This window comes from Bradyrhizobium sp. WSM3983 (genome assembly GCF_000473045.1).
Taxonomy (GTDB): Bacteria; Pseudomonadota; Alphaproteobacteria; order Rhizobiales; family Xanthobacteraceae; genus Bradyrhizobium.
Genome location: NZ_AXAY01000003.1, coordinates 425,790 through 444,469 on the forward strand (window position 1 = coordinate 425,790; position 18,680 = coordinate 444,469).

The 18,680-nt window shown below is 64.4% G+C and carries 21 protein-coding genes; 6 read left to right on the plus strand and 15 right to left on the minus strand.

Features of this window, described 5'->3' with window-relative positions:
* Positions 1 to 108: 108 nt before the first annotated feature.
* On the minus strand, positions 109 to 969 hold the full coding sequence (locus YUA_RS0107235; protein ID WP_027530076.1) for an alpha/beta fold hydrolase: 861 nt from the start codon (positions 967 to 969) through the stop codon (positions 109 to 111).
* A 344-nt stretch (positions 970 to 1,313) separates the two neighbouring features.
* Positions 1,314 to 2,237 (minus strand): division plane positioning ATPase MipZ, encoded by a 924-nt coding sequence (locus YUA_RS0107240; RefSeq protein ID WP_027530077.1) that lies wholly within the window; start codon positions 2,235 to 2,237, stop codon positions 1,314 to 1,316.
* Positions 2,238 to 2,507: 270 nt separating this feature from the next.
* On the opposite strand from YUA_RS0107240, the gene panC reads away from it, so the two are divergent.
* Positions 2,508 to 3,359: a pantoate--beta-alanine ligase gene (gene panC / locus YUA_RS0107245; RefSeq protein ID WP_027530078.1), complete on the plus strand. Its 852-nt coding sequence runs from the start codon at positions 2,508 to 2,510 to the stop codon at positions 3,357 to 3,359.
* Here the strand turns inward: panC and YUA_RS0107250 are convergent.
* From YUA_RS0107250 to YUA_RS0107270, 5 genes are all read right to left on the minus strand, one after another.
* Positions 3,356 to 3,796, minus strand: coding sequence for a DUF1489 family protein (locus tag YUA_RS0107250; protein ID WP_027530079.1), 441 nt, complete (start codon positions 3,794 to 3,796; stop codon positions 3,356 to 3,358). The genes panC and YUA_RS0107250 overlap by 4 nt on opposite strands.
* A 42-nt stretch (positions 3,797 to 3,838) precedes the next feature.
* The gene (locus YUA_RS0107255; RefSeq protein ID WP_027530080.1) at positions 3,839 to 4,822 is read right to left on the minus strand and encodes a hypothetical protein; all 984 of its coding nucleotides are present in this window, start codon (positions 4,820 to 4,822) and stop codon (positions 3,839 to 3,841) included.
* A 157-nt stretch (positions 4,823 to 4,979) separates the two neighbouring features.
* Entirely contained in the window at positions 4,980 to 5,183 is a 204-nt protein-coding gene (locus YUA_RS0107260) for a hypothetical protein (protein ID WP_084292202.1), read from the minus strand.
* Between the two features lie 183 nt (positions 5,184 to 5,366).
* Entirely contained in the window at positions 5,367 to 5,735 is a 369-nt protein-coding gene (locus YUA_RS0107265; RefSeq protein ID WP_027530082.1) for a YidB family protein, read from the minus strand.
* An 81-nt stretch (positions 5,736 to 5,816) separates the two neighbouring features.
* The gene (locus YUA_RS0107270; protein ID WP_027530083.1) at positions 5,817 to 6,479 is read right to left on the minus strand and encodes a glutathione S-transferase family protein; all 663 of its coding nucleotides are present in this window, start codon (positions 6,477 to 6,479) and stop codon (positions 5,817 to 5,819) included.
* A 120-nt stretch (positions 6,480 to 6,599) separates the two neighbouring features.
* Between YUA_RS0107270 and YUA_RS0107275 the strand changes: the two genes are divergently transcribed.
* Positions 6,600 to 7,313: a DUF599 domain-containing protein gene (locus tag YUA_RS0107275; RefSeq protein WP_027530084.1), complete on the plus strand. Its 714-nt coding sequence runs from the start codon at positions 6,600 to 6,602 to the stop codon at positions 7,311 to 7,313.
* Positions 7,314 to 8,567: 1,254 nt separating this feature from the next.
* Here YUA_RS0107275 and YUA_RS0107280 read toward each other — a convergent pair.
* From YUA_RS0107280 to mgtE, 4 genes are all read right to left on the minus strand, one after another.
* The gene (locus tag YUA_RS0107280; RefSeq protein WP_027530085.1) at positions 8,568 to 9,470 is read right to left on the minus strand and encodes a hypothetical protein; all 903 of its coding nucleotides are present in this window, start codon (positions 9,468 to 9,470) and stop codon (positions 8,568 to 8,570) included.
* 49 nt (positions 9,471 to 9,519) lie between these two features.
* The gene (locus tag YUA_RS0107285; protein WP_027530086.1) at positions 9,520 to 10,338 is read right to left on the minus strand and encodes an aldo/keto reductase; all 819 of its coding nucleotides are present in this window, start codon (positions 10,336 to 10,338) and stop codon (positions 9,520 to 9,522) included.
* Positions 10,339 to 10,467: 129 nt separating this feature from the next.
* On the minus strand, positions 10,468 to 10,779 hold the full coding sequence (locus tag YUA_RS0107290) for a DNA-binding transcriptional regulator (RefSeq protein ID WP_027530087.1): 312 nt from the start codon (positions 10,777 to 10,779) through the stop codon (positions 10,468 to 10,470).
* Between the two features lie 65 nt (positions 10,780 to 10,844).
* On the minus strand, positions 10,845 to 12,266 hold the full coding sequence (gene mgtE, locus YUA_RS0107295; RefSeq protein WP_027530088.1) for a magnesium transporter: 1,422 nt from the start codon (positions 12,264 to 12,266) through the stop codon (positions 10,845 to 10,847).
* 76 nt (positions 12,267 to 12,342) lie between these two features.
* On the opposite strand from mgtE, the gene YUA_RS0107300 reads away from it, so the two are divergent.
* Together YUA_RS0107300 and YUA_RS0107305 are read left to right on the plus strand one after the other, a co-directional pair.
* Positions 12,343 to 13,149 (plus strand): polysaccharide deacetylase family protein, encoded by an 807-nt coding sequence (locus YUA_RS0107300; RefSeq protein WP_051383112.1) that lies wholly within the window; start codon positions 12,343 to 12,345, stop codon positions 13,147 to 13,149.
* A 178-nt stretch (positions 13,150 to 13,327) separates the two neighbouring features.
* A complete protein-coding gene (locus YUA_RS0107305; protein WP_027530090.1) occupies positions 13,328 to 14,587 on the plus strand; it encodes a polysaccharide deacetylase family protein in 1,260 nt (419 codons plus the stop codon).
* Between the two features lie 10 nt (positions 14,588 to 14,597).
* Here YUA_RS0107305 and YUA_RS0107310 read toward each other — a convergent pair whose 3' ends face one another.
* Complete coding sequence (locus tag YUA_RS0107310; RefSeq protein WP_027530091.1) at positions 14,598 to 14,972, minus strand: hypothetical protein; 375 nt, start codon at positions 14,970 to 14,972, stop codon at positions 14,598 to 14,600.
* A gap of 192 nt (positions 14,973 to 15,164) precedes the next feature.
* Here YUA_RS0107310 and YUA_RS50900 point away from each other — a divergent pair, with 192 nt between their 5' ends.
* Positions 15,165 to 15,422 carry a hypothetical protein gene (locus YUA_RS50900; RefSeq protein WP_027530092.1) on the plus strand — a complete coding sequence of 86 codons (258 nt, stop codon included), beginning with the start codon at positions 15,165 to 15,167 and terminating at the stop codon, positions 15,420 to 15,422.
* Positions 15,423 to 15,659: 237 nt separating this feature from the next.
* Positions 15,660 to 16,412 carry a transglutaminase-like cysteine peptidase gene (locus tag YUA_RS43600; RefSeq protein WP_051383113.1) on the plus strand — a complete coding sequence of 251 codons (753 nt, stop codon included), beginning with the start codon at positions 15,660 to 15,662 and terminating at the stop codon, positions 16,410 to 16,412.
* Here the strand turns inward: YUA_RS43600 and YUA_RS43605 are convergent.
* The 3 genes from YUA_RS43605 to YUA_RS0107335 form a co-directional block, all read right to left on the minus strand.
* A complete protein-coding gene (locus YUA_RS43605) occupies positions 16,409 to 16,774 on the minus strand; it encodes a helix-turn-helix domain-containing protein (RefSeq protein WP_063627777.1) in 366 nt (121 codons plus the stop codon). The two genes, YUA_RS43600 and YUA_RS43605, sit on opposite strands and share 4 nt — an antisense overlap.
* Positions 16,775 to 17,371: 597 nt before the next feature.
* On the minus strand, positions 17,372 to 18,328 hold the full coding sequence (locus YUA_RS43610) for a GDP-L-fucose synthase (protein WP_305728008.1): 957 nt from the start codon (positions 18,326 to 18,328) through the stop codon (positions 17,372 to 17,374).
* Positions 18,309 to 18,680 (minus strand): GDP-mannose 4,6-dehydratase (locus tag YUA_RS0107335; RefSeq protein ID WP_027530093.1); only part of this gene is annotated, 372 nt, incomplete at its 5' end. The genes YUA_RS43610 and YUA_RS0107335, both read right to left, overlap by 20 nt.

Consider the following 18,680-nt stretch of genomic DNA (forward strand, 5'->3'; position numbering starts at 1 on the left):
ACCACCAATGTGGATAGCGCGCCCTGCCCGGTCAATGTGCAAGGCCTCCGCAGGCGGAAGCCGGCGGAGGCCTTGAGACTTGTTTCCGGCTATGGCGAGCGGATCCGATCAGCTCTTAGCGGGCGCCATCAGAGCGACCGGGCCGGGCTCGAGCACCTTCGGCGGCGACGACGTGGTGTCGACCGGCGCGATCGCGCTGTCGGTGTCGGTGAGGAATTTATCGAGCATGCCCTGGATCGAATTCTTGGCGCCATCCGGGCCGGTGTCGCGCATGTCGTTGTGCTGGAAGTCGGTCTTCACGACCTGAATACCAGCCTTCTCGCACTCTTCGTCGGTCGGGATCACGCCCGGATCGGTCTTGAACTGCGGATCCTTGGAGCGGAACGACAGGATCTTGAACTTGCCGGCGGTGACGAAGGGCACGCGGAGATTGTCCAGCGTCACGACCTTCTTGACCTCGTCCGGATACTGCTTGGCGAAGTACATCGTGATGTCGCCGCCCATGGAATGGCCGACCATCGTCACCCGAGAATAGTCGGCGTTGGGCTGAACCTTCTTCATTTCCTGCATCGCCAGATGGATGTTGGCGACACCGCGCAGGATCTGCGGCAGGCGGCCGACATAGATCTCGCCGGGCTTGGTCACCATCGGCGGATCGGTCGGCAAATCATGCTGCGGGCTGACGACGAGATAGCCGCGGGCCGCGAAGGCGTTGGCGAGGAAGCCGTACTCGGTGTTCTTGACGGTGTTGCCGTGATTGATCACGGCGACCGGCATGGTGATCATGCCGGCATTGGCCTGCATTTCCTTGTCGCGACGGATCGCGATGTCGACAGGCACGGGACGGTTGTCGCGCGAAGCGTCGTAGAAGGTGATGGTTTCGTGCTTGATGGCCCACTTGCTCGCCGTGAAATAAGCGACGCCGCAGAGGGCTCCGACAGAAACCAGAACGGCAATTCCACGCTTCATTTTCGTCCTCAGCCTCAGGTCTTGCGACCTGATCCCTGTTGAAAATCGTGTTGTTCGAGGGGCTCTTCGGCCCCTTCGCGCCTATTCCCTAATATATGTCACAGCGGCGTGACAGGAAGGCCAAATATTGTGAACTGGCAGCCCTTTCATTGTGCGCCGCACACGTTTCTTGGGCATCCCGTTCTCATAAGATTAGATCAGCGTGCAGGTCACCATCCGACGCAACCGGTCTCGATCGGGTTCAATTTCGCGATAATCGTCGGGTGAAAACGGCTAAGCGTGACCGCGGTTCCCGTGGGAACCGGTAACCTTGATCGACTGGAAGTAGCGCTATACCGCCAGGATTACGCGCCGAGGATGTCGTGAACCTCGAGCGGCTTGTCGACCTGGCTGAACCACTCGGCGCGATTGGCTGCACGGCGGCGGCCACGCTCGTCGAGCGGCAGCTTGAGCTGGCGGAGCAGGCTCGTCACCTCTTCCCGCGCGGTGAGATGGCCGAGATTGGGCCGCATCCCGAGCGTGGCTTCGTCGATCTCGTCCAGTGCGGTCAGGCCGCGCGGAAAAAACTCGCGATAGACGACGCGCTCGGCGAAGCCGTCGACGTAGCGGAAGCCGAGCCGCAGCGACAGATCCTTCAGTCCCTCGGCGACGAGTTGCTTGTTGCGGGAGCCGAGCATCGACAGGCGGTTGCGCACCACGATCCAGTCGGTGGTCGAGCCATCGAGCTGGCGGCGCTTGCGCCTGACGTCGCGCACCATCTCGGCATAATGGCTTTCCCCCGTCACCGCGTAATTGGCGGGATCGACGGTGCCGAGCACGTCGAAATCGAGAAAGCTGTCGTTGATCGGGGTGACCAGCGTATCGGCCATCGAATGAGCAAGCCGCATCAGGTAGCTGTCGGTGCCGGGCGTATCGATGACGATGAAGTCGAAATTGCTCTCGACCGCCGAGACCGCCTCCATGAATTGAAGGAACTCGGAATTCTCGTTCTCCGCGACCTGCATGGTCTCGCCGAGCTTGATGCAGCGATGCATCGGCAGCTCGAGGTCGAGCTTGGTGCGGCGCGCCCACGCGGAACGGTTGTTGATGTAGCGGGTGAAGCTTTGCTGGCGGCAGTCGAGGTCGATGGTGGCGACACGCTGGCCGGCCTTCAGGAGCGCAACTGCGATGTGCAGGGCGGTGGTCGATTTGCCGGAGCCGCCCTTTTCATTGCCGAGCACGACGACATGCGCCGAGCCGGATTGGCTTTGGCTAGCCTGCAGAAGCATGGCGATCCTCAACACCCCTGAACAATATCTTCGAGTTGGCCGCGTCTGCGGTCAAGTGAAATGCGTGACAGGATGACGAAATCAGTGCGCTGGTCTTCATCATGAATCGTGTCGCGATGTTGCGTCTGTGATCCAGCCCACGATGGCGCGACATCCTCGCAGCGGGGGATGCTGTGCCGCATGTCGACGCATGGCGTCCACGACCGCCGGTTGTTAAGGTTAGCCGGGCTGCGCGGCAGGCCGCGCCCTCCCCAACCTAGCCGAGTCCTGATGTCACGAAGCCCCTTGATCACCCGCACGGTGCCCGCCCTGCGACGCGCCGTCGACAATCTTCGCAAGCGAAAGGCCACGGTCGCGCTGGTTCCGACCATGGGGGCACTCCATGACGGCCATGTGTCGCTGGTGCGCCTCGCGAAGCGACGCGGAAGCCGCGTCGTTGTGTCGATCTTCGTCAATCCAACCCAGTTCGCCCCGACCGAGGATTTCGGCGCTTACCCGCGGACCTGGAAATCCGACATCGCCAAGCTTGCGGCCGAGGATGTCGACATCGTCTGGCACCCCGGGGTCGAGGCGATGTATCCGGGGGGCTTTGCGACGCGCATTGTTCCGGAGGGGCCGGCACTGGCCGGCCTCGAAGACCGCTTCCGCCCACACTTCTTCGGCGGCGTCGCCACCGTCGTCGGCAAGCTGTTCACGCAATGCCGGCCGGATGTCGCGATCTTCGGCGAGAAAGACTTTCAGCAATTGCGCGTGGTGGCGCAGATGGCGCGCGACCTCGATCTGGGCGTGAAGGTGATCGGCTCCCGCACGGTGCGCGAGCGCGACGGGCTCGCGATGTCCTCGCGCAACGTCTACCTCTCGCCCGATGAGCGGCAGACCGCCACCACCCTCTACCGCGCCATGAAGGACAGCGCCGGGCGGATCCAGGCTGGCGAAGCCATCGCGAGCGCGATGGCGCGCGGCGCCGAGATGATCAAGTCAGCCGGCTTTGCGCTCGACTATTTCGAGCTCCGTCATGCCGAGACGCTGGCGCCGGTCACCTCGCGCGCGGGCGGGCCACTGCGGATTCTGGTCGCAGCCAAGCTCGGCGCGACCCGGCTGATCGACAATATCGCGGTTTAGAGCAGTCCGAGATCGCGCAGCTCGCGCCGCATCGGCTCCGGCATCGCCGCGATGGTGCCGGCGGCGGACTTGCCGAGATCGGGGGGCACGGAATCGTCGGTGAGATAGCGCCAGCCCTGGAACGGACGCATCGGCCGCGGCGACACCGGGATCACTTTCGGCTGCATCACGATCCGGCAGCGGCCGATGCCGTCCTTGTCGCGGAACGGCTCGATGCCGATGATCTTCTCGCGCGCTGCGATCTCGCCCTTGATGACCCAATAGAGCGATCCGCCTCCGAGAATCTCGGCGTCACGCTTGGGCACCATGCGGGTGACGTGGATGTGGTGTTGCGGCAGGCCTTTCTTCTTGGCCGCCTGCATCCGTTCGGCGATCCACCCCTTCAATTCCTTGACGGAGTCGCAGCCGACGGCAAGCTTGATCAGATGAAGTGGCATGGCCCAGCATTAGCGGGCCAGCCACAGGTTTTCAAAGCCGAACTAGTTGTTATCCGCAGCCGCGGGAGCCGAGCCCGGCGGCGGTGCGAGCGGAACCGGCGCAGCTGCGGGCGCGCGCGCAGCCTTCGGCGCCGGCGGCTTCTTCGCAGCCGGTGCTGCGGCCTGCGCCGAGGTCGCAGCCGGGGCGCGCGATGCCGGCGCTGCGGCCGCATTGGCGGCCGGTGCCTGGCGCGTGGCCGCCGTCGGCGGCTCCGGATTCATGATGCTCACCGGCGGCGTCGACGAGGCGCTCGGGAACTCCGCATTGGTCGGCTTGCCCGTCGGCATCGACGCCGGCAGCCCGGTAAGCGCAGCCGTGGCTGGCCCCGCTGGTGCCGCTGCGGGCGCGTTCCAGGTCGGCGCATAGCGCGCGACCAGCATGTCGTAGAGATGCGCGTCCATGTTGGCGGCGACCTGGTGCTGATCGGTCAGCGAGCGGAAGGCGGCACAATCGAACTGGGTGCAGCCGTCGCGCACGACCAGCACCTGGGCAACGAGGCCGTAGCGATCGCGCTCCAGCGACTTGCGCAGCACCTTCGTGTCCGGTGTCAGGCTCTTGTCGGCGGTCGCGGCGTCGCCGAGTGCAGTCAGCCGATCGATCCGGGCCGCCGTATAAGCGACGGCGGCAGCCGCTGCGTCGGGCGCGCCGAACAGCGCCTTCTCGCAGCCAACGGCCACGGCATCACCGGCGAGATCGTCGAGGCAGGACAGCGCCGGCAGGCTTGTATTTGCCACGACTAGCGCGCGCGCTTCACTCGGCGCGGCCTGCCCCACGGGTCCGTAGACCCGCATGGTGGCGGCCACCGCGATGCCGATCGAGAGCAGCGTGATAACGGTCAGCGCACCGTTGGCGACCGATTTCTCGGCGCGCAGCAGCGTGATCAGCAGGATCAATCCGAAGAAGCCGGCAGCCGCCAGCGTCATCCACATCGGAAAGGCCGGCGAGCGCCAGATTTCGTCGAGCGACGAGGCCCATGCCCAGTTCATGCGCGACGTCCCCTCACGCGAGCAGAGAGCGAATGGTCAAAGCGAGCACCGCTATTCGGCAACTGCCCCCCGGCCCAGCTTGTCGAGCCGAAGCGGGCCTTTTGACGGCGGAGGAAGCAGATTCGTCCGCGACACCCATGCGCAGCGCCGTCATCCGTCAGGATTGCGCGAGCTGGCTTTCCTTGGCGACCCGTTCAAAGGCTTCGGTCGAACTTTTGATCCGGTATTGGCAGTCGTCACCGTCCGTCGGCAGCAGGCGGATGATCTCATACGAGCCGCTGGCAGCCGGACGCGCGACGTTGCTGGCCGTGAACAATACGCGCGTTCCAATCGGGAATTTGTGCTTCAACACCCTCTCCATCACTCAAACAACGCCTGCCTCGCCCGTGGTCCCACTGCGAGGCCGGCTGGAAACCCAGCCGCTGTATAGCACGCAGGCGGCGTTTTTGACCAGCCTCATCCGAGCATGGACGTGCCAATTTTGAAGTCTTTTCAGAACGATAACGGGAACACAGCCGGCTTGGACGACCGCTGGAACCAGGCCTCAGGCGCCATGGGGCAGATGGCCCTGCGGGCTCGCCTGATCCACGGCCTTTGGCAGCTCCTGGGCCAGGATCTCGCCCAGCTGGTCGACCGGGATGTTGTAGCGCGCGGCGAGCTGGCGGACGGTGTCGTTGCCGAGCACGGCACGGAGCTGGTCGGCGGAGATCGGCAGGTTCTGGCCATTACCAAGCCAGGACTTCACCTGGTCGCCGAAGCCCGCTTGCTGGAGCTTTGCGACGATCGCGCCCAAGCCGCCCTGGTTGTTGCTGCCGAGCACCTCGTTCATCACGGCCGGCAGGACGGCGGCGCCGAGCTGGCCAAGCGCGCTGCGCAGCGCGGGATTGTTCTCCAGCGAATCCAGAATTCCCATAGCCGTCCCCTCTCCGTTATTCCCTATGATTGAGCGCCGCCAGCGGCCATGCCGTCAAGCTGCGCCCATTCACATTCGCGATTACACGGTCTCGAACTTTTCGATGACAAGTGTTTCGGCAAGCCCATCGCGGGTCCATTCCTGGAAAGCCGGCATCGCCATCATCGTGTCCATGTAGGCCTTGGCCTCCGGCGTGACCTCGATGGCGTAAGTCCGGAAGCGATGCACGACCGGCGCATACATCGCATCCGCCGCGCCGAAGCGGCCGAACAGGAACGGCCCGCCGGCGCCGTAGCGGGTCCGGCATTCGCGCCAAATCTCCTGCACGCGCGCGACGTTGGCCTTGGCGTCCGCCGACAGCGTCACGGCACGCACCGGACGGTGCAGATTCATGCCGCATTCATTGCGCAAGGCCATGAAGCCGGAATGCATCTCGGCGCACACCGAACGGGCAAAGGCGCGGGCCGCAACGTCATCGGGCCACAGCTTCTTCTCCGGGTAACGCTCGGCGATGTATTCGATGATGCTGAGCGAATCCCACACCGTGATGTCACCATCGACCAGCACCGGCACCTTGCCGGCGCGGCTGAAGGACAGGATCTGCTCCTTGTCCGCGGGATTGTCGGTGTAGAGCGGGATCACGGTCTCCACGAACGGGATGTCGTTGGCGCGCAGCGCAAGCCAGGGCCGCATCGACCATGACGAATAGTTCTTGTTGCCGATCGCGAGCTTGAGCGCTGCCATGTCTCTGGTCCTTCCGTAAATCCTCTGCGGCTGCTTTTAACGCCATCGCCTGCCGCCAATCAATCGTTGCCGCACGGGTGCATGCGTGGCAATCGTTGCGATCGTCGCGAGGAGAGAGACATGAGCAGGCATTGGGTCGACATCACCGCCGTCGGCTTCTTCATCATCGAATGGTTGGCCTATGCCGCAACCCTCGAGCATTCCGCCTATGGCCGCGACAGCCTGTCGGCGCGGATGAATCGCTATCGCGAAGTCTGGGTCCGCCGCCTGCTCGACCGCGACGCGCGCATGGTCGACATGCAGATCATGGCCTCGCTCCAGAACGGCACCGCCTTCTTCGCCTCCACCAGCCTGTTCGCGCTCGGCGGCGCGCTGGCGCTGCTGCATGCAACCAACGACGCCATCACCATTTTGGGCAAGCTGCCGATCGACCTCAGCACATCGCCCGCAATGTGGGAGCTGAAATGCGTTGGCCTGGTGCTGATCTGCGTCTACGCCTTCTTCAAGTTCGCCTGGGCCTATCGCCTGTTCAACTACGTCGCGATCCTGTTCGGCGGCATGCCCCCATCTTCCTTGCGCGACACGCCGGAGGCCGAAGCCCACGTCGCCCGCACCTCGCGCGTGTTCGAATCCGCCGGCCGCCATTTCAACCGCGGCCAGCGCGCGTTCTTCTTCGCACTCGGCTATCTCGGCTGGTTCGTCAGCCCCTGGGTGCTGTTCGTGACCACGGCCGCGGTGGTAGTCGTGACCTGGCGACGGCAGTTTGCGTCCAGTGCATGGGCGGCGATGGCGCCGGATCTGGTGGTAGACGAGACGCCGAAGCGCGGGCATTGAGGCACTCGTGTCCCGGACGCGCTGCAGCGTGCAACGCTGCTGCGCAGAGCCGGGACCCAGAAGGCGACACGACGCGATGCCGCGACATGGGCCCCGGCTCTGCAGCGCATCGTCGAAGAGACGCTGCGCTGCGTCCGGGGCACGAGAGCGGAGTGTGTCGCACGGGCCCCCTCCACACCGTCATTGCGAGCGTAGCGAAGCAATTCAGAGCCTTTCCGGGGAGGGATTCTGGATTGCTTCGCTGCGCTCGCAATGACGGCGTATGAGGCAACATGGTTCTCCAAATGACGCTGTCATTCCCCGCGAAGGCGGGGAATCCAGTACGCCGCGGCCTCTCTGCTCGATCACAACCGTCTCGGAGTACTGGATCACCCGGTCAAGCCGGGCGATGACAGCGAGTGTGCAGCTCCAGACACACCTTCGCGGCCTCGCGGCGCAATTCGCCCGAGCTTTGCTTGATCTCTCCAGTTTCTTGCCACCCTCTTGTCCAAGAGGGCGCAGGGAAGGCCGGGTGCTGACCTCGCACCCGCGGTCCGCTGCGCGAAAAGCACACGCAGGAAAACCGCACAGCAGCATACAGGTGGTGCCAATCACTCGGCCTTCCCTGCGCGATGGGTTGACGGCTTATGCCGTGCTCTCCCGGGAGCCGAATTCCTTCTGGCCTCCCTCGCCTCGCGAATTGACGATGCGGTTGACCCGGTTGGGCGCTCCACACCTCCGCGAAAGCTTGGCCGTAGCAACGACGGTCAGGACCACACGGTTTTGCCGTACGCGCGTTCGCCTGATGCCACAGGGTTCGATGGCATCGTGCACGTAGCCATCGAAATGTTGGCGAGACGAACTTGACAGCGCCGCTCGTCCGCACGCCGCTTCGGGCTCACAGGGACTACCCGCCCTGCCCGCACCCCTCGTGCCGACGCTGCCGCGTCCACCGCAAACCCGGCTCGCAATTCGTGACGACGTACGATCGCCCCTCAAGGATGAGCCGGGATAGCGCGACACATACGCTATTTCCGAATTTCGGTAAAGTGGAATATTTTTTTCCGCGCGGATTGACAGCATCCGCTGTGTTTTGCCCGTCGGGCAATTTGAGGACCGCGTGACCAAGGTCACGCGCACCACTCGAGGTCGCGCGACTGAACTGCTCAAGGCTCGAAGCTACCCAGTGCACCGCGCCTCAGCTCTGCGAACCCAGCGCAATCCTGTCTTGTCAGAATCCGGTGCTCTCCATGAACGTCAGCCCTCTGGCGACCGCTACGACCCGAAATCCCCCGGCGTGAATGACAGGTCCATCACCTTCCATTCGTCGTACTTGTCGATAGGCAACATCTTGTAGGGTTGGCAGGCCACCAGCGCGCTCATCGCTGATTTCACGATGGCCACGCCCTTCGCTGACGGCGGGGCTTCGATCAGGATTGGCGGGCGCGCCAGCGTGCCGTCGGTGGCGAGCACCGCGCGCAGCCTGATGCGCACGGCGGCGGTCGGCGCGACCCCCGCTGGCAGTTTCGAACAGCTCCTCAAATGCCGGCGAAGCTCGGCAATAACCTCGGGCGGCAGCTTGGTGCCGATCGAATCCTTGGCATCGCCGCCGTCATCCTTGGGGGCGTCTTTCGGCTCGGGCGGCAATTCGGGCGGCAGGCCCAACATCACGCCGTATTTGATGGTGACGTCGGGCTCCGGCGCCTGATAGACCGGCGGCTGCGGCATTGCGGGCGGAGGCTGCTGCGCCTGAGGCTGAGGCGGCGGCTGTTGCGGCGGCACCTGCGATGGCTGTGGCTGCGGTTGCTTCTGCTGCGGTTCGTGCGAGGCCTGCTTCTGCGTCGACGTTTGCGGGGCCGCCTTCTCCTTGGGCGCAGGCTTCAGCGCGGCGTCCGGCTTGTCCTTGTCGGTAAGGTCCAGCTTCGGCAGCCTCAGTTCGGGGAGCGGCTCCGGCGGCTTCTCCTTCGCCTCCTCTTTAGCCTTCTCTTCGGCCTTTTCCTCTGCTTTGGCCTCCTCCTGCTTCACCTGCTCCGGCGTGACGATGTCGACCGCGACAGTCTCGGGCGGTGCGGAATGAAACGGATGGACCTCGCTGATCACGATGATCAGCGCCACCAGCGTCAGATGCGCGATGGCCGACGCCGCAATGTCCGTCCGTATGATCTTCCGCGGTTCCATCGCCCGATCTTGGGTTGCCGCCCTGCTCCTAGCATACCCAAGTTCCCCCTCAATCCCATTTCGGCGCGAAGCCGAAATCGGTCAGGCGGCCCTTCGGGCGGGCCAGCGCGGCGACCTCAGCCATCTCGTTATCGGAGAGTTCGAAATCGAAGATCTCGATGTTTTCCGACAGGCGCTCGACACGCGAAGTTCTGGGAATTGCGGACACATTCTGCTGCACCAGCCAGCGCAGGCAGATCTGTGCCGGTGTCTTGTGATGGGCGCGACCGATTCCCGCGAGCGTCTGGTCGGCCTTGATGCGGCCCTTGGCGATCGGGCTGTAGGCAACGAGCGCCATTCCATGCTGGTCGCAGGCCGCCCTCACCTTCGCCTGATCCAGATAAGGGTGATATTCGACCTGGTTGCAGACGAGCGGCTCGGGTGACAGCGCGACCGCCTGGTTGATCAACGCCACCGTAAAATTGGAGACGCCGATGTGCCGCGTCAGGCCCATCCGCTTGGCGTGCGCCAGCGCGCCCAGCGTCTCCTCCAGCGGCACATGCGAATTGGGCCAGTGCAGCAGCACGAGGTCGACGGCGGGAAGCCGCAGCCGCACCAGGCTCTCCTTGACCGACCGTTCGAGATCGTGGGGCGCGAAATGGTTGGTCCAGACTTTTGTGGTGACGAAGACGTCGTCGCGGCGAACGCCAGAGGCGCGCAAGCCGTCGCCGACCTCGCGCTCATTGTCATAGACCTGGGCGGTGTCGATATGGCGGTAGCCGAGCCGCAGCGCCTGCTCGACCACGCGCGCGCAGGTCCGGCCGCTCAGCTCCCAGGTCCCGAGCCCGATCGCCGGAATTTTCGCGCCATTGGCCTCGACGAACAGCATGAGGAATCCTCTCTGTTGCGGCAGCCCCTGATGTCATTATGGACCCGGTCCGTCAGAGTGCAACGGAGGACGCCGGCCGCGGGACCTGATCTTAAGCCGCAATGCTAACGGGAGGTTCGCGTCACGCGTTCAGGCTTTGGCCAGCGCCTGGAATACCGTATCGGGGGCATGCGCGATCACGGCCAGCAGTGCGCGAGCGGGTCCGCGCGGGGCGCGCTTGCCCTGCTCCCAATTGCGGATGGTCTCGACGGGGACGCCGAGCTTGGCGGCGAACTCCATCTGGGTGAGACAGGCGCGCCGGCGCAAATCGCGCACCGCGAGCGAACCGGCCTCCGCCGGCGGGGTCACGACCGCAGACGCGAGCGGCTGGACGGGAAACTCTTGCCCGTCGCGCAACTCAACGACCCGTCCGTCCGCCTTCAGCCGCAACCGCATGCTCATTCCCCCAAGCGCGAGAGATCATGCGGCAGCACGCTTAAGGTGGGATTAAAGATGGTCTCGTGCCCCTACTTCAACCCGAACCACAGTGTGGCGATGCCGAGGAAGGAGAAGAAGCCGACGACGTCAGTCACCGTCGTCACGAACGTGCCCGAGGCCACGGCCGGATCGGCCCTGACGCGCTCGAGCGCCATCGGGATCAGGATGCCGCCGAGCGCGCCGGCGATCAGGTTGCAGATCATCGCGAGCCCGATGACGACGCCGAGGCCCGGAATCTTGAACCAGATCACCGCGGCGATCCCGGTGATCACGGCAAAGGCAACGCCGTTGATGAGACCGACCAGCGTCTCGCGGACGACCACGCGCCAGGCGTTGGAGGAACCGAGCTCGCGGGTCGCGAGCGCGCGCACCGCGACCGTCATGGTCTGGGTCGCGGCATTGCCGCCCTGGCTCGCGACGATCGGCGCGAGCACGGCGAGCGCGACCATCTGTTCGAGCTGGCCCTCGAACAGGCCGAGCACGGAGGACGCAAGAAAGGCGGTCGCGAGATTGATCAGCAGCCAGTTGAAGCGCGCGCGCGCGATGGTGAGAAACGTGTCCGACAGCTCTTCGTCGCTGGTGACGCCGCCGAGCGCCTTGAGGTCCTCGTCCGCCTCCTCCTCGATGACGTCGACGACGTCGTCGACGGTGATGACGCCGACGAGACGGTCATGGGTGTCGAGCACCGGCGCTGCGACGAGGTTGTACTTGCCGAACATGCGCGCCACCTCCTCCTGGTCCTCCAGGACGGAGACGCGGCGACGATCCTCGTCGGTCAGCTCGGTCAGCGGCACCGGGCGGCGCGCGCGCAGCAGCACATCCAGCGGAACCGCGCCCTGCCAGTGCTGGTCCTTGTCGACGACGTAGATCTCGTAGAAGCGGTCCGGCAGATCGGGCGTATCGCGCATGTAGTCGATCGCCTGCCCGACCGTGAAATCCTGCGGCACGGCGATGAACTCGGTCTGCATGCGCCTTCCGGCCGAGTTTTCCGGATACAGCAGGCTGCGCTCGAGCGCGACGCGCTCCCGCAGCGGCAGCTTCTCGAGGATCTCCTCCTGCTCCTCCTGGTCGAGAGTTTCGAGCAACTCGACCGCATCGTCGGATTCCAGTTCGCGGACGCCCTCGGCGACCGTCTCGGGCAGCAGCTCGTCGAGGATCTCCTCGCGGACGGCCTCGTCAACCTCGTTCAGTGCGGAAAAATCGAAGTCGCGGCCTGTCAGCTCGACCAGGCGGACACGGTCGTCGGGCGCGAGCGCCGCAATGAGATCACCGAGATCGGCCTCGTGCAGATCGGCGACGCAGGCGCGCAGCGCGGTGCTGTTGGCGGCCTCGATCGCATGGGCAATTTCCTCGACGAATTCGTGCCGAATTTCGCCGTCTTCATTGCGCATCGGGACATGATCGAGTACCAAGGTCTCGGCGGAAGCGGCGTCATCCATATGTTCATCCATGGAACGCCTCGATGTTTGACAGGTTGACGGTTTGAGCTGACGGTCAGGCAATACCCACAAGGCAATCGCAAGCGCAATGGCAAAGATGCATCGACCGAAATGGACCTCGATCATTGTGGGCCCGGCTCTCGCTGCCCTCGCCGCGATCGGCTCAGTCGAGGCCGCCGACTGCCCACGCAACGATACGCTCGGCACGTCGCGGGTGCTGAGGGTCGATGCCAAGACGACCCCACGCGTCGGCTTGAAGAGTTTTCCGCAGACGCTGCCGCTCGCAGATCACGAGGTGGTGCTGACCTTCGACGACGGCCCGCGTCCGCCGACGACGTCAAAGGTGCTGGCGGCGCTGGCGCAGGAATGCGTGCGCGCGACCTTCTTCCTGGTCGGCCGGAGCGCCGCCGAATATCCTGACTTGGTCAAGCGCATCGCCCGCGAGGGCCACACGGTCGGCCACCACACCTGGTCGCATCCGCACATGGCGCGGATCCCGGCCGATGCGGCGAAGTACGAGATCGACCGCGGCATCGCCACCGACGAGATGGCGCTGCACGGGGTCTCGACGACGACGCCGTCGACGCCGTTCTTCCGCTTCCCCTATTTCGAGTCCACGCCGGCCCAGCTCGATCTGCTGCAGTCGCGCGGCATCGTCGTTTTCGGCGCCGATCTCTGGGCCAGCGACTGGAACGACATGACGCCGGATCAGGAATTGAAGCTGATCACCGAGCGCATCGCCGCCGCCGGCAAGGGCATCATCCTGTTCCACGATGCCCAGGCGCGTACGGCGGCCATGATGCCGGCCTTCCTGCGGTATTTGCGGGAGAACGGCTTTCACGTGGTCCACATCGTGCCGGCGGACACATCACAGAAGAACGCCGACGCGCATTGATACCGGAATGTCACGCCTGACCAAAATGGGGTGATTTGAGCCTTATTAACATTCTGTTCATGCTACGCCATGCAATGATCGAGGGGACCTTGGGCGGGAAAGGTCTTTGCGCCTGAACCGTTTCCTGATGTCTCCGACCTACTATGGCGGCAAACGCAGATGAAGGCAGACCGGGTTCATGATCGGCAGTAGCGTTGTTTTTCGGACGCGATCGTGGACCGTCCTGCTTCTGGGGTCGCTGACCGCGGCGTCGCCGGCGGCCTTCGCCGTCGAATGCCCTGGCCATCCCGACGCCATCGGCACCTCCCGCACCCTCGTCGTCGACCCGCGCGAGCATCCGCGCATCGGCACCATGCAGTACCGCGAGACGCTGCCGCTGAAGGACCACGAGGTGGTGCTGACCTTCGACGACGGTCCGCTGCCGAAATATTCCAACCAGGTGCTCAAGATCCTCGCCGACGAGTGCATCAAGGCGACCTTCTTCACCATCGGCGAACAGGCCAAGGCGAACCCGGAAGGCGTGCGCAAGCTGGTCGCGGCGGGCCACACTGTCGGCACGCACAGCATGACCCATCCGCTGACATTCGACAAAATGCCGATCGAGAAGATCGAGGCCGAGGTCAACGGCGGTATCGCGTGGACATCGGCGGCGATGACCGAGCCGTCATCCCAACTTGCGCCCTTTTTTCGCATTCCCGGTCTGATGCGCGCCGAAGGCGTCGAGAACTATCTGATCTCGCGCGGCATCCAGGTGTGGAGCGCCGACTTTCCGGCGGACGACTGGCGGCATGTGTCGCCCGATCGCGTCTACCAGCTCGCAATCCAGCGGCTGGAGGCCAAGGGCAAGGGCATTCTGCTGTTGCACGACATCCAGGCGCGCACCGTCGCGGCCCTGCCGAAGATCATCCGCGAGCTGAAGGCGCGCGGCTATCGCATCGTGCATGTGGTGCCCGCGACCGCCGACCAGCCGGCGACGCCGACCACGGCCGTGGAGTGGCTGTTGCATCCGCCGACGGAGACGACGCCGATCGCGCGCTGGCCGTCCGTGCCGAACTTCGTGTTCGCGCAGACCGCGACACTGCCTGCGCCCGGCCTCGCCGATCTCAACGCGCAGACCGCGCACCAGCCGCTGGTGCTGCCGCGCAGGACCATGGCGCAGGCCGATGTCGCCACCACCCTGCCCGCGCCCGGGCGTGATCTGTTCGCGATCCCCGAGGGCTCGGTCGAGGTGCTGCTGTCGACGACCTTGTCGCGACGGGCCGCAATCCGGCTCGCGATGGCAGCCGACGCACCGCACGCCGGCAAAGGCAAGGCGGCGAAGATACAGGCACGGCGAGCCGCCCATGCTGCACACGCGGCGCCGAAGCACGCAGCTCAAGCCACGAGCACGGCGCCGCGCCCGACCCGGGTCGCTAACAGCGTGAAGAAGCGCGCCTGAGTAAAAGCCGTTACTGCCGCATGATGTTGGCGACGCAGAGCAGCACGATCAGCGCCAGGAAGAACAGGTCCATATAGGACTTGAGCTCGCCGTCACGGCGCAGCCGGGCCACGTCGGCCACGACCTGCTTGCGCGCGCTGGTTCCGCCCGAGCCGTCATTGATCGGCGCCTGCAGCCGCTTGGTCTCTGCCTCGAGCTTCTCGATCTTCTGGAAGAAGTAGAACGCGCGCAAGGTCGAGGCCGCGCGCATGCCGGAATAGACCAGCACCAGGATCGCGAGGATCGCCCGGTTCTGATACTTCTCCATGAAGTTCAGGCTGAAATAGACCAGCGCCATGAACGCGAAGTTGGTCAGGAAGCGGTAGACGAAGCTTAGAAAGACCATGCTGGCTCCAGCCGAGAGAGGTCGCGCGAGGCCCGTCTACGCCAACTTTTCAACAAGGATACCATCGCCCGCGTGCCGCCGCCTTTTAGCCACGCGCCGCCATAATGCAAGTGAGAGCCGCCGCCGCGGCTCGATGGAGATTCAACCGAAGCTACGGTAGACTGCTGTGGCCGCCACACGCGAGGATTCCGGATGCCGAAAAAGGGAATCACGGGCCACGACGACTGGGTCCTGACCGAGGCGCTCGCAACCGCGCTGGTCGCGCTGGAGCAGCTCGAGGCCAAGCACCAGCCGAGCGCGCATATGGACGACATCCGCAAGCTGCTGGCGAACGGCAAGGAGCCGGCGGCGGTGAGCCTGCACCTCGCCCAGGCCAAATGCCGCCTGTTCCCCGGCCTCGACCCGCTTGAGATCTACCGGGAATACGGGATCGGCGAGGAATATGGCTAGGAGATCGGCGCGCCCTCCTGCGGCGGCCGCTTTTGACGTCATTTCAATGAGTTGATGGCGGTCCTTCAGGCTCAGCATTTGGCTAAGCTGCAAGAGGCGTGCATTAATCGAAACCACACCATGACCAATGGGTGAGGTGCGACTTTCTCCAAGATCGATTCAATTTGAAGGAACGGCTTAGCGGCATCGCGAAGTCTGTCTGCGAGCCTCCCATCCGGGCGTCGATGGGGGACGGGCATGAACGGATTCTGCAGGGAGCAACGCAAGCGCATCGCACGGCTTCGCCGATGGCTGACGGCTGCCGCCGCCCTCGCCGCGACCGTCGTGCTGGATGGCGAGCCGGCCCACGCCTTCCTCGCCCGCCCGACGCTGTTCGCCGCGATCGGGAATGCCACCAAGGCGCCGAACGGATGGTTGCAGCTCTGCGCCGCCAATGCCGAGGAGTGCAAGCCGACGGCCGACCAGGCGCGCGAGATGACGCTGACGCCGGACCTGCTCCAGCAACTCTACGAGATCAACAAATACGTCAATGACCGCGTGATCTGGACCAGCGATGCCGAGCTTTACGGCGCGACTGAACGCTGGGCCTATCCGCTCGACCGCGGCGATTGCGAGGACATGGTCCTGCTCAAGCGGCGGATGCTCACCAAGGCCGGGTGGCCGCAGGGCGCGCTGCTGATCACCATCGTCGAGGAGCGTGGCCAAGGGAGCCAAGTGAGCCAAGGGAGCCAAGTGAAGACGCGTCACGCCGTCCTGACCGTCCGGTCCGACCGCGGCGAAATGATCCTCGACAACCAGACGCCGGAAATCCTGTTCTGGTACGAGACCAGCTATCGCTATCTGTCACGGCAGAGTGCGGCGGATCCGAACGTCTGGGTGTCCTACGGCGCCGAGCAGGCCAAACCGGCAATGCCGGTGGTGGCCTCGCCCATCCCGGTGTCTGGCCCCTCGGCGCTCGACTTGCCTCCCCCCTTGGGGATCAAGCCCTAGCCCTTTTCGGGACGCCGAAGCCGCGGCTCGTGCCGTGCACGAAGCTCCTCTTCGTACTTCAGCTTCTCCAGCAAAATGTCAGTTACAAGACGTCGCAGTTGGGCGTTTTCGAGCTCCAGCCGCTTGATGGCATCGTTGGACGAGGCATCGCGCGGCGCGCTCAAGCCGCTGACGATTTCGCTGGTCGCGCTATCCATCCCCGGCTCCGGGGATTTGATCATCTTCTTCCAGCGATGATAGGTCATGATGCTGACGCCGAGCGCTTTCGATATCTCGCGCTGGGTCTTGCCTCTGGCCGCGAGTTGATCCGCCTGGGCCAGCTTGTCCGAAATTTCCCGCGAATCGTGTCTCCTGCCGACCATCTCGCCCTCTTTGGCCAATGTCCCGCCTCACCCTAGTAAGCGCGATTAGTTAGCCTTTTCAACATAGTTATGAAAAGCCGGGTGCGTTCACGACGCCAGCCCTGGCGCGGATCGACCGCTTAGTAAGGCCTTCGCGCCGCCGTTGAATTGCCGATGGCTAACCCGCGTTCGCCTGAGGCCCCCCGTGTCCGCGTTACCACACACCGGAATCCTCCCCAATTCCACCTACAGCGCCCGGGAACCTGGTCTGATCCGCCCGCCGCATGAGGGCTATCACCAAACCGTATTTCTCAACCCGGAGGCATTGGATTACGTCTCGTTTCCGACCCACAAGGTGGGCGGACCGTATCGAAAGTTATGACGATGGACTGACGGATGGAGGTGAGGCCGATGGTGACGATGCCGAGGTGATCAAGCTGCCGAAGGCCAAGAGGAAGTCGTCCGCCAAGAAAGGCGGTGCAAAATGACCTCTCTCAAGCAGAGGCGAGTGCCGTATATATCCACCACGACGAACTGAGCGCTTTGTGACGCATGCTGGAGCGATTGCAGGCGGACGTTTGCGTCCAATGGCACCGACGTCTGGAACGACCAGGAAGGCTACAGCGCGCGAGCCGGCAGGCCCGCCTGATACGCCTCGTAGGAGCGCTTCAAGCCGTCCTCGAGCGACGTCGTTGCGCGCCAGCCGAGCTTTGTCAGCCGGCCCACATCAAGCAGCTTGCGCGGCGTACCGTCGGGGCGCGATGTGTCGAAACTGATCTCGCCGCGATAGCCGACGATCTCGGCGACCACGCGCGCGAACTCGGCGATGGCTATGTCCTCGCCGGTGCCGATATTGATCAGGTCCGTACCCGAATAGGTCTTCATCAGGTGCACGCAGGCATCCGCCATGTCGTCGACATAGAGGAACTCGCGCCGCGGCGTGCCGGTGCCCCAGACTGCGACGGACTTCGCGCCCGACAGCTTTGCCTCGTGAAAGCGCCGGATCAGCGCGGCAACGACGTGGCTCAATTCAGGGTGATAATTGTCGCCGGGGCCGTAAAGATTGGTCGGCATCACGCTGATGAAGTCAGAGCCATACTGGCTGCGATAGGCTTCCGCCATCTTGATGCCGGCGATCTTGGCAATGGCGTAAGGCTCGTTGGTCGGCTCCAGCGGGCCGGTCAGCACGGTGTCCTCGCGCAAGGGCTGCGGTGCGAGCTTCGGATAGATGCAGGACGAGCCGAGAAACATCAGCTTCTCGGCGTTGTTTTGATGCGCCGCGTGGATCACGTTCGCCGCGATCGCGATGTTGTCGTAGATGAACTCGGCGCGCAGCGTGTTATTGGCGACGATGCCGCCGACCTTGGCCGCAGCGAGGAAGATCACCTGCGGCCGCGCCGTCGCGAACCAGTCGAACACGGCGGCCTGGTTGCAGAGATCGACCTCGCGCCGGTCGACCGTGACGAGCTTGACGTCCTCCCGCGCCAGCCGGCGCGCAATCGCGGCGCCGACCATGCCGCGATGGCCGGCGACGTAGACGCTCTTGCCCTTCAGCTCAAACGGTACGCTTGCCANNNNCNNNGTCCCGTTTNGCNTCNGCCAGATCGCTTGCCATCATCTCCGCGACGAGCTCTGCAAAGCTCCGCTTCGGCTTCCAGCCGAGCACCTGGCGCGCCTTGCTGGCGTCGCCGACGAGCAGATCGACCTCGGTCGGGCGGAAATAGGTCGGATCGATCTTCACCAATGTCTTGCCGCTCTTGGCATCGACGCCNGTCTCGTCGACGCCCTTGCNGCGCCATTCGACGCGGCGGCCGACCTGCGCGAACGACAGCTCCACCATCTCCCGCACCGAGCGCGTCTCGCCGGTGGCGAGCACGAAATCATCGGGCTTGTCGGCCTGCAGGATCATGTGCATGCCCTCGACGTA

Coding starts and splice junctions, on each gene's coding strand:
- YUA_RS0107235 (WP_027530076.1), bottom strand. CDS start 969: ATGAAGCGTGGAATTGCCGTTCTGGTTTCTGTCGGAGCCCTCTGCGGC.
- YUA_RS0107240 (WP_027530077.1), bottom strand. CDS start 2,237: ATGCTTCTGCAGGCTAGCCAAAGCCAATCCGGCTCGGCGCATGTCGTC.
- panC (WP_027530078.1), top strand. CDS start 2,508: ATGTCACGAAGCCCCTTGATCACCCGCACGGTGCCCGCCCTGCGACGC.
- YUA_RS0107250 (WP_027530079.1), bottom strand. CDS start 3,796: ATGCCACTTCATCTGATCAAGCTTGCCGTCGGCTGCGACTCCGTCAAG.
- YUA_RS0107255 (WP_027530080.1), bottom strand. CDS start 4,822: ATGAACTGGGCATGGGCCTCGTCGCTCGACGAAATCTGGCGCTCGCCG.
- YUA_RS0107260 (WP_084292202.1), bottom strand. CDS start 5,183: ATGGAGAGGGTGTTGAAGCACAAATTCCCGATTGGAACGCGCGTATTG.
- YUA_RS0107265 (WP_027530082.1), bottom strand. CDS start 5,735: ATGGGAATTCTGGATTCGCTGGAGAACAATCCCGCGCTGCGCAGCGCG.
- YUA_RS0107270 (WP_027530083.1), bottom strand. CDS start 6,479: ATGGCAGCGCTCAAGCTCGCGATCGGCAACAAGAACTATTCGTCATGG.
- YUA_RS0107275 (WP_027530084.1), top strand. CDS start 6,600: ATGAGCAGGCATTGGGTCGACATCACCGCCGTCGGCTTCTTCATCATC.
- YUA_RS0107280 (WP_027530085.1), bottom strand. CDS start 9,470: ATGGAACCGCGGAAGATCATACGGACGGACATTGCGGCGTCGGCCATC.
- YUA_RS0107285 (WP_027530086.1), bottom strand. CDS start 10,338: ATGCTGTTCGTCGAGGCCAATGGCGCGAAAATTCCGGCGATCGGGCTC.
- YUA_RS0107290 (WP_027530087.1), bottom strand. CDS start 10,779: ATGAGCATGCGGTTGCGGCTGAAGGCGGACGGACGGGTCGTTGAGTTG.
- mgtE (WP_027530088.1), bottom strand. CDS start 12,266: ATGGATGAACATATGGATGACGCCGCTTCCGCCGAGACCTTGGTACTC.
- YUA_RS0107300 (WP_051383112.1), top strand. CDS start 12,343: ATGGCAAAGATGCATCGACCGAAATGGACCTCGATCATTGTGGGCCCG.
- YUA_RS0107305 (WP_027530090.1), top strand. CDS start 13,328: ATGATCGGCAGTAGCGTTGTTTTTCGGACGCGATCGTGGACCGTCCTG.
- YUA_RS0107310 (WP_027530091.1), bottom strand. CDS start 14,972: ATGGTCTTTCTAAGCTTCGTCTACCGCTTCCTGACCAACTTCGCGTTC.
- YUA_RS50900 (WP_027530092.1), top strand. CDS start 15,165: ATGCCGAAAAAGGGAATCACGGGCCACGACGACTGGGTCCTGACCGAG.
- YUA_RS43600 (WP_051383113.1), top strand. CDS start 15,660: ATGAACGGATTCTGCAGGGAGCAACGCAAGCGCATCGCACGGCTTCGC.
- YUA_RS43605 (WP_063627777.1), bottom strand. CDS start 16,774: ATGGTCGGCAGGAGACACGATTCGCGGGAAATTTCGGACAAGCTGGCC.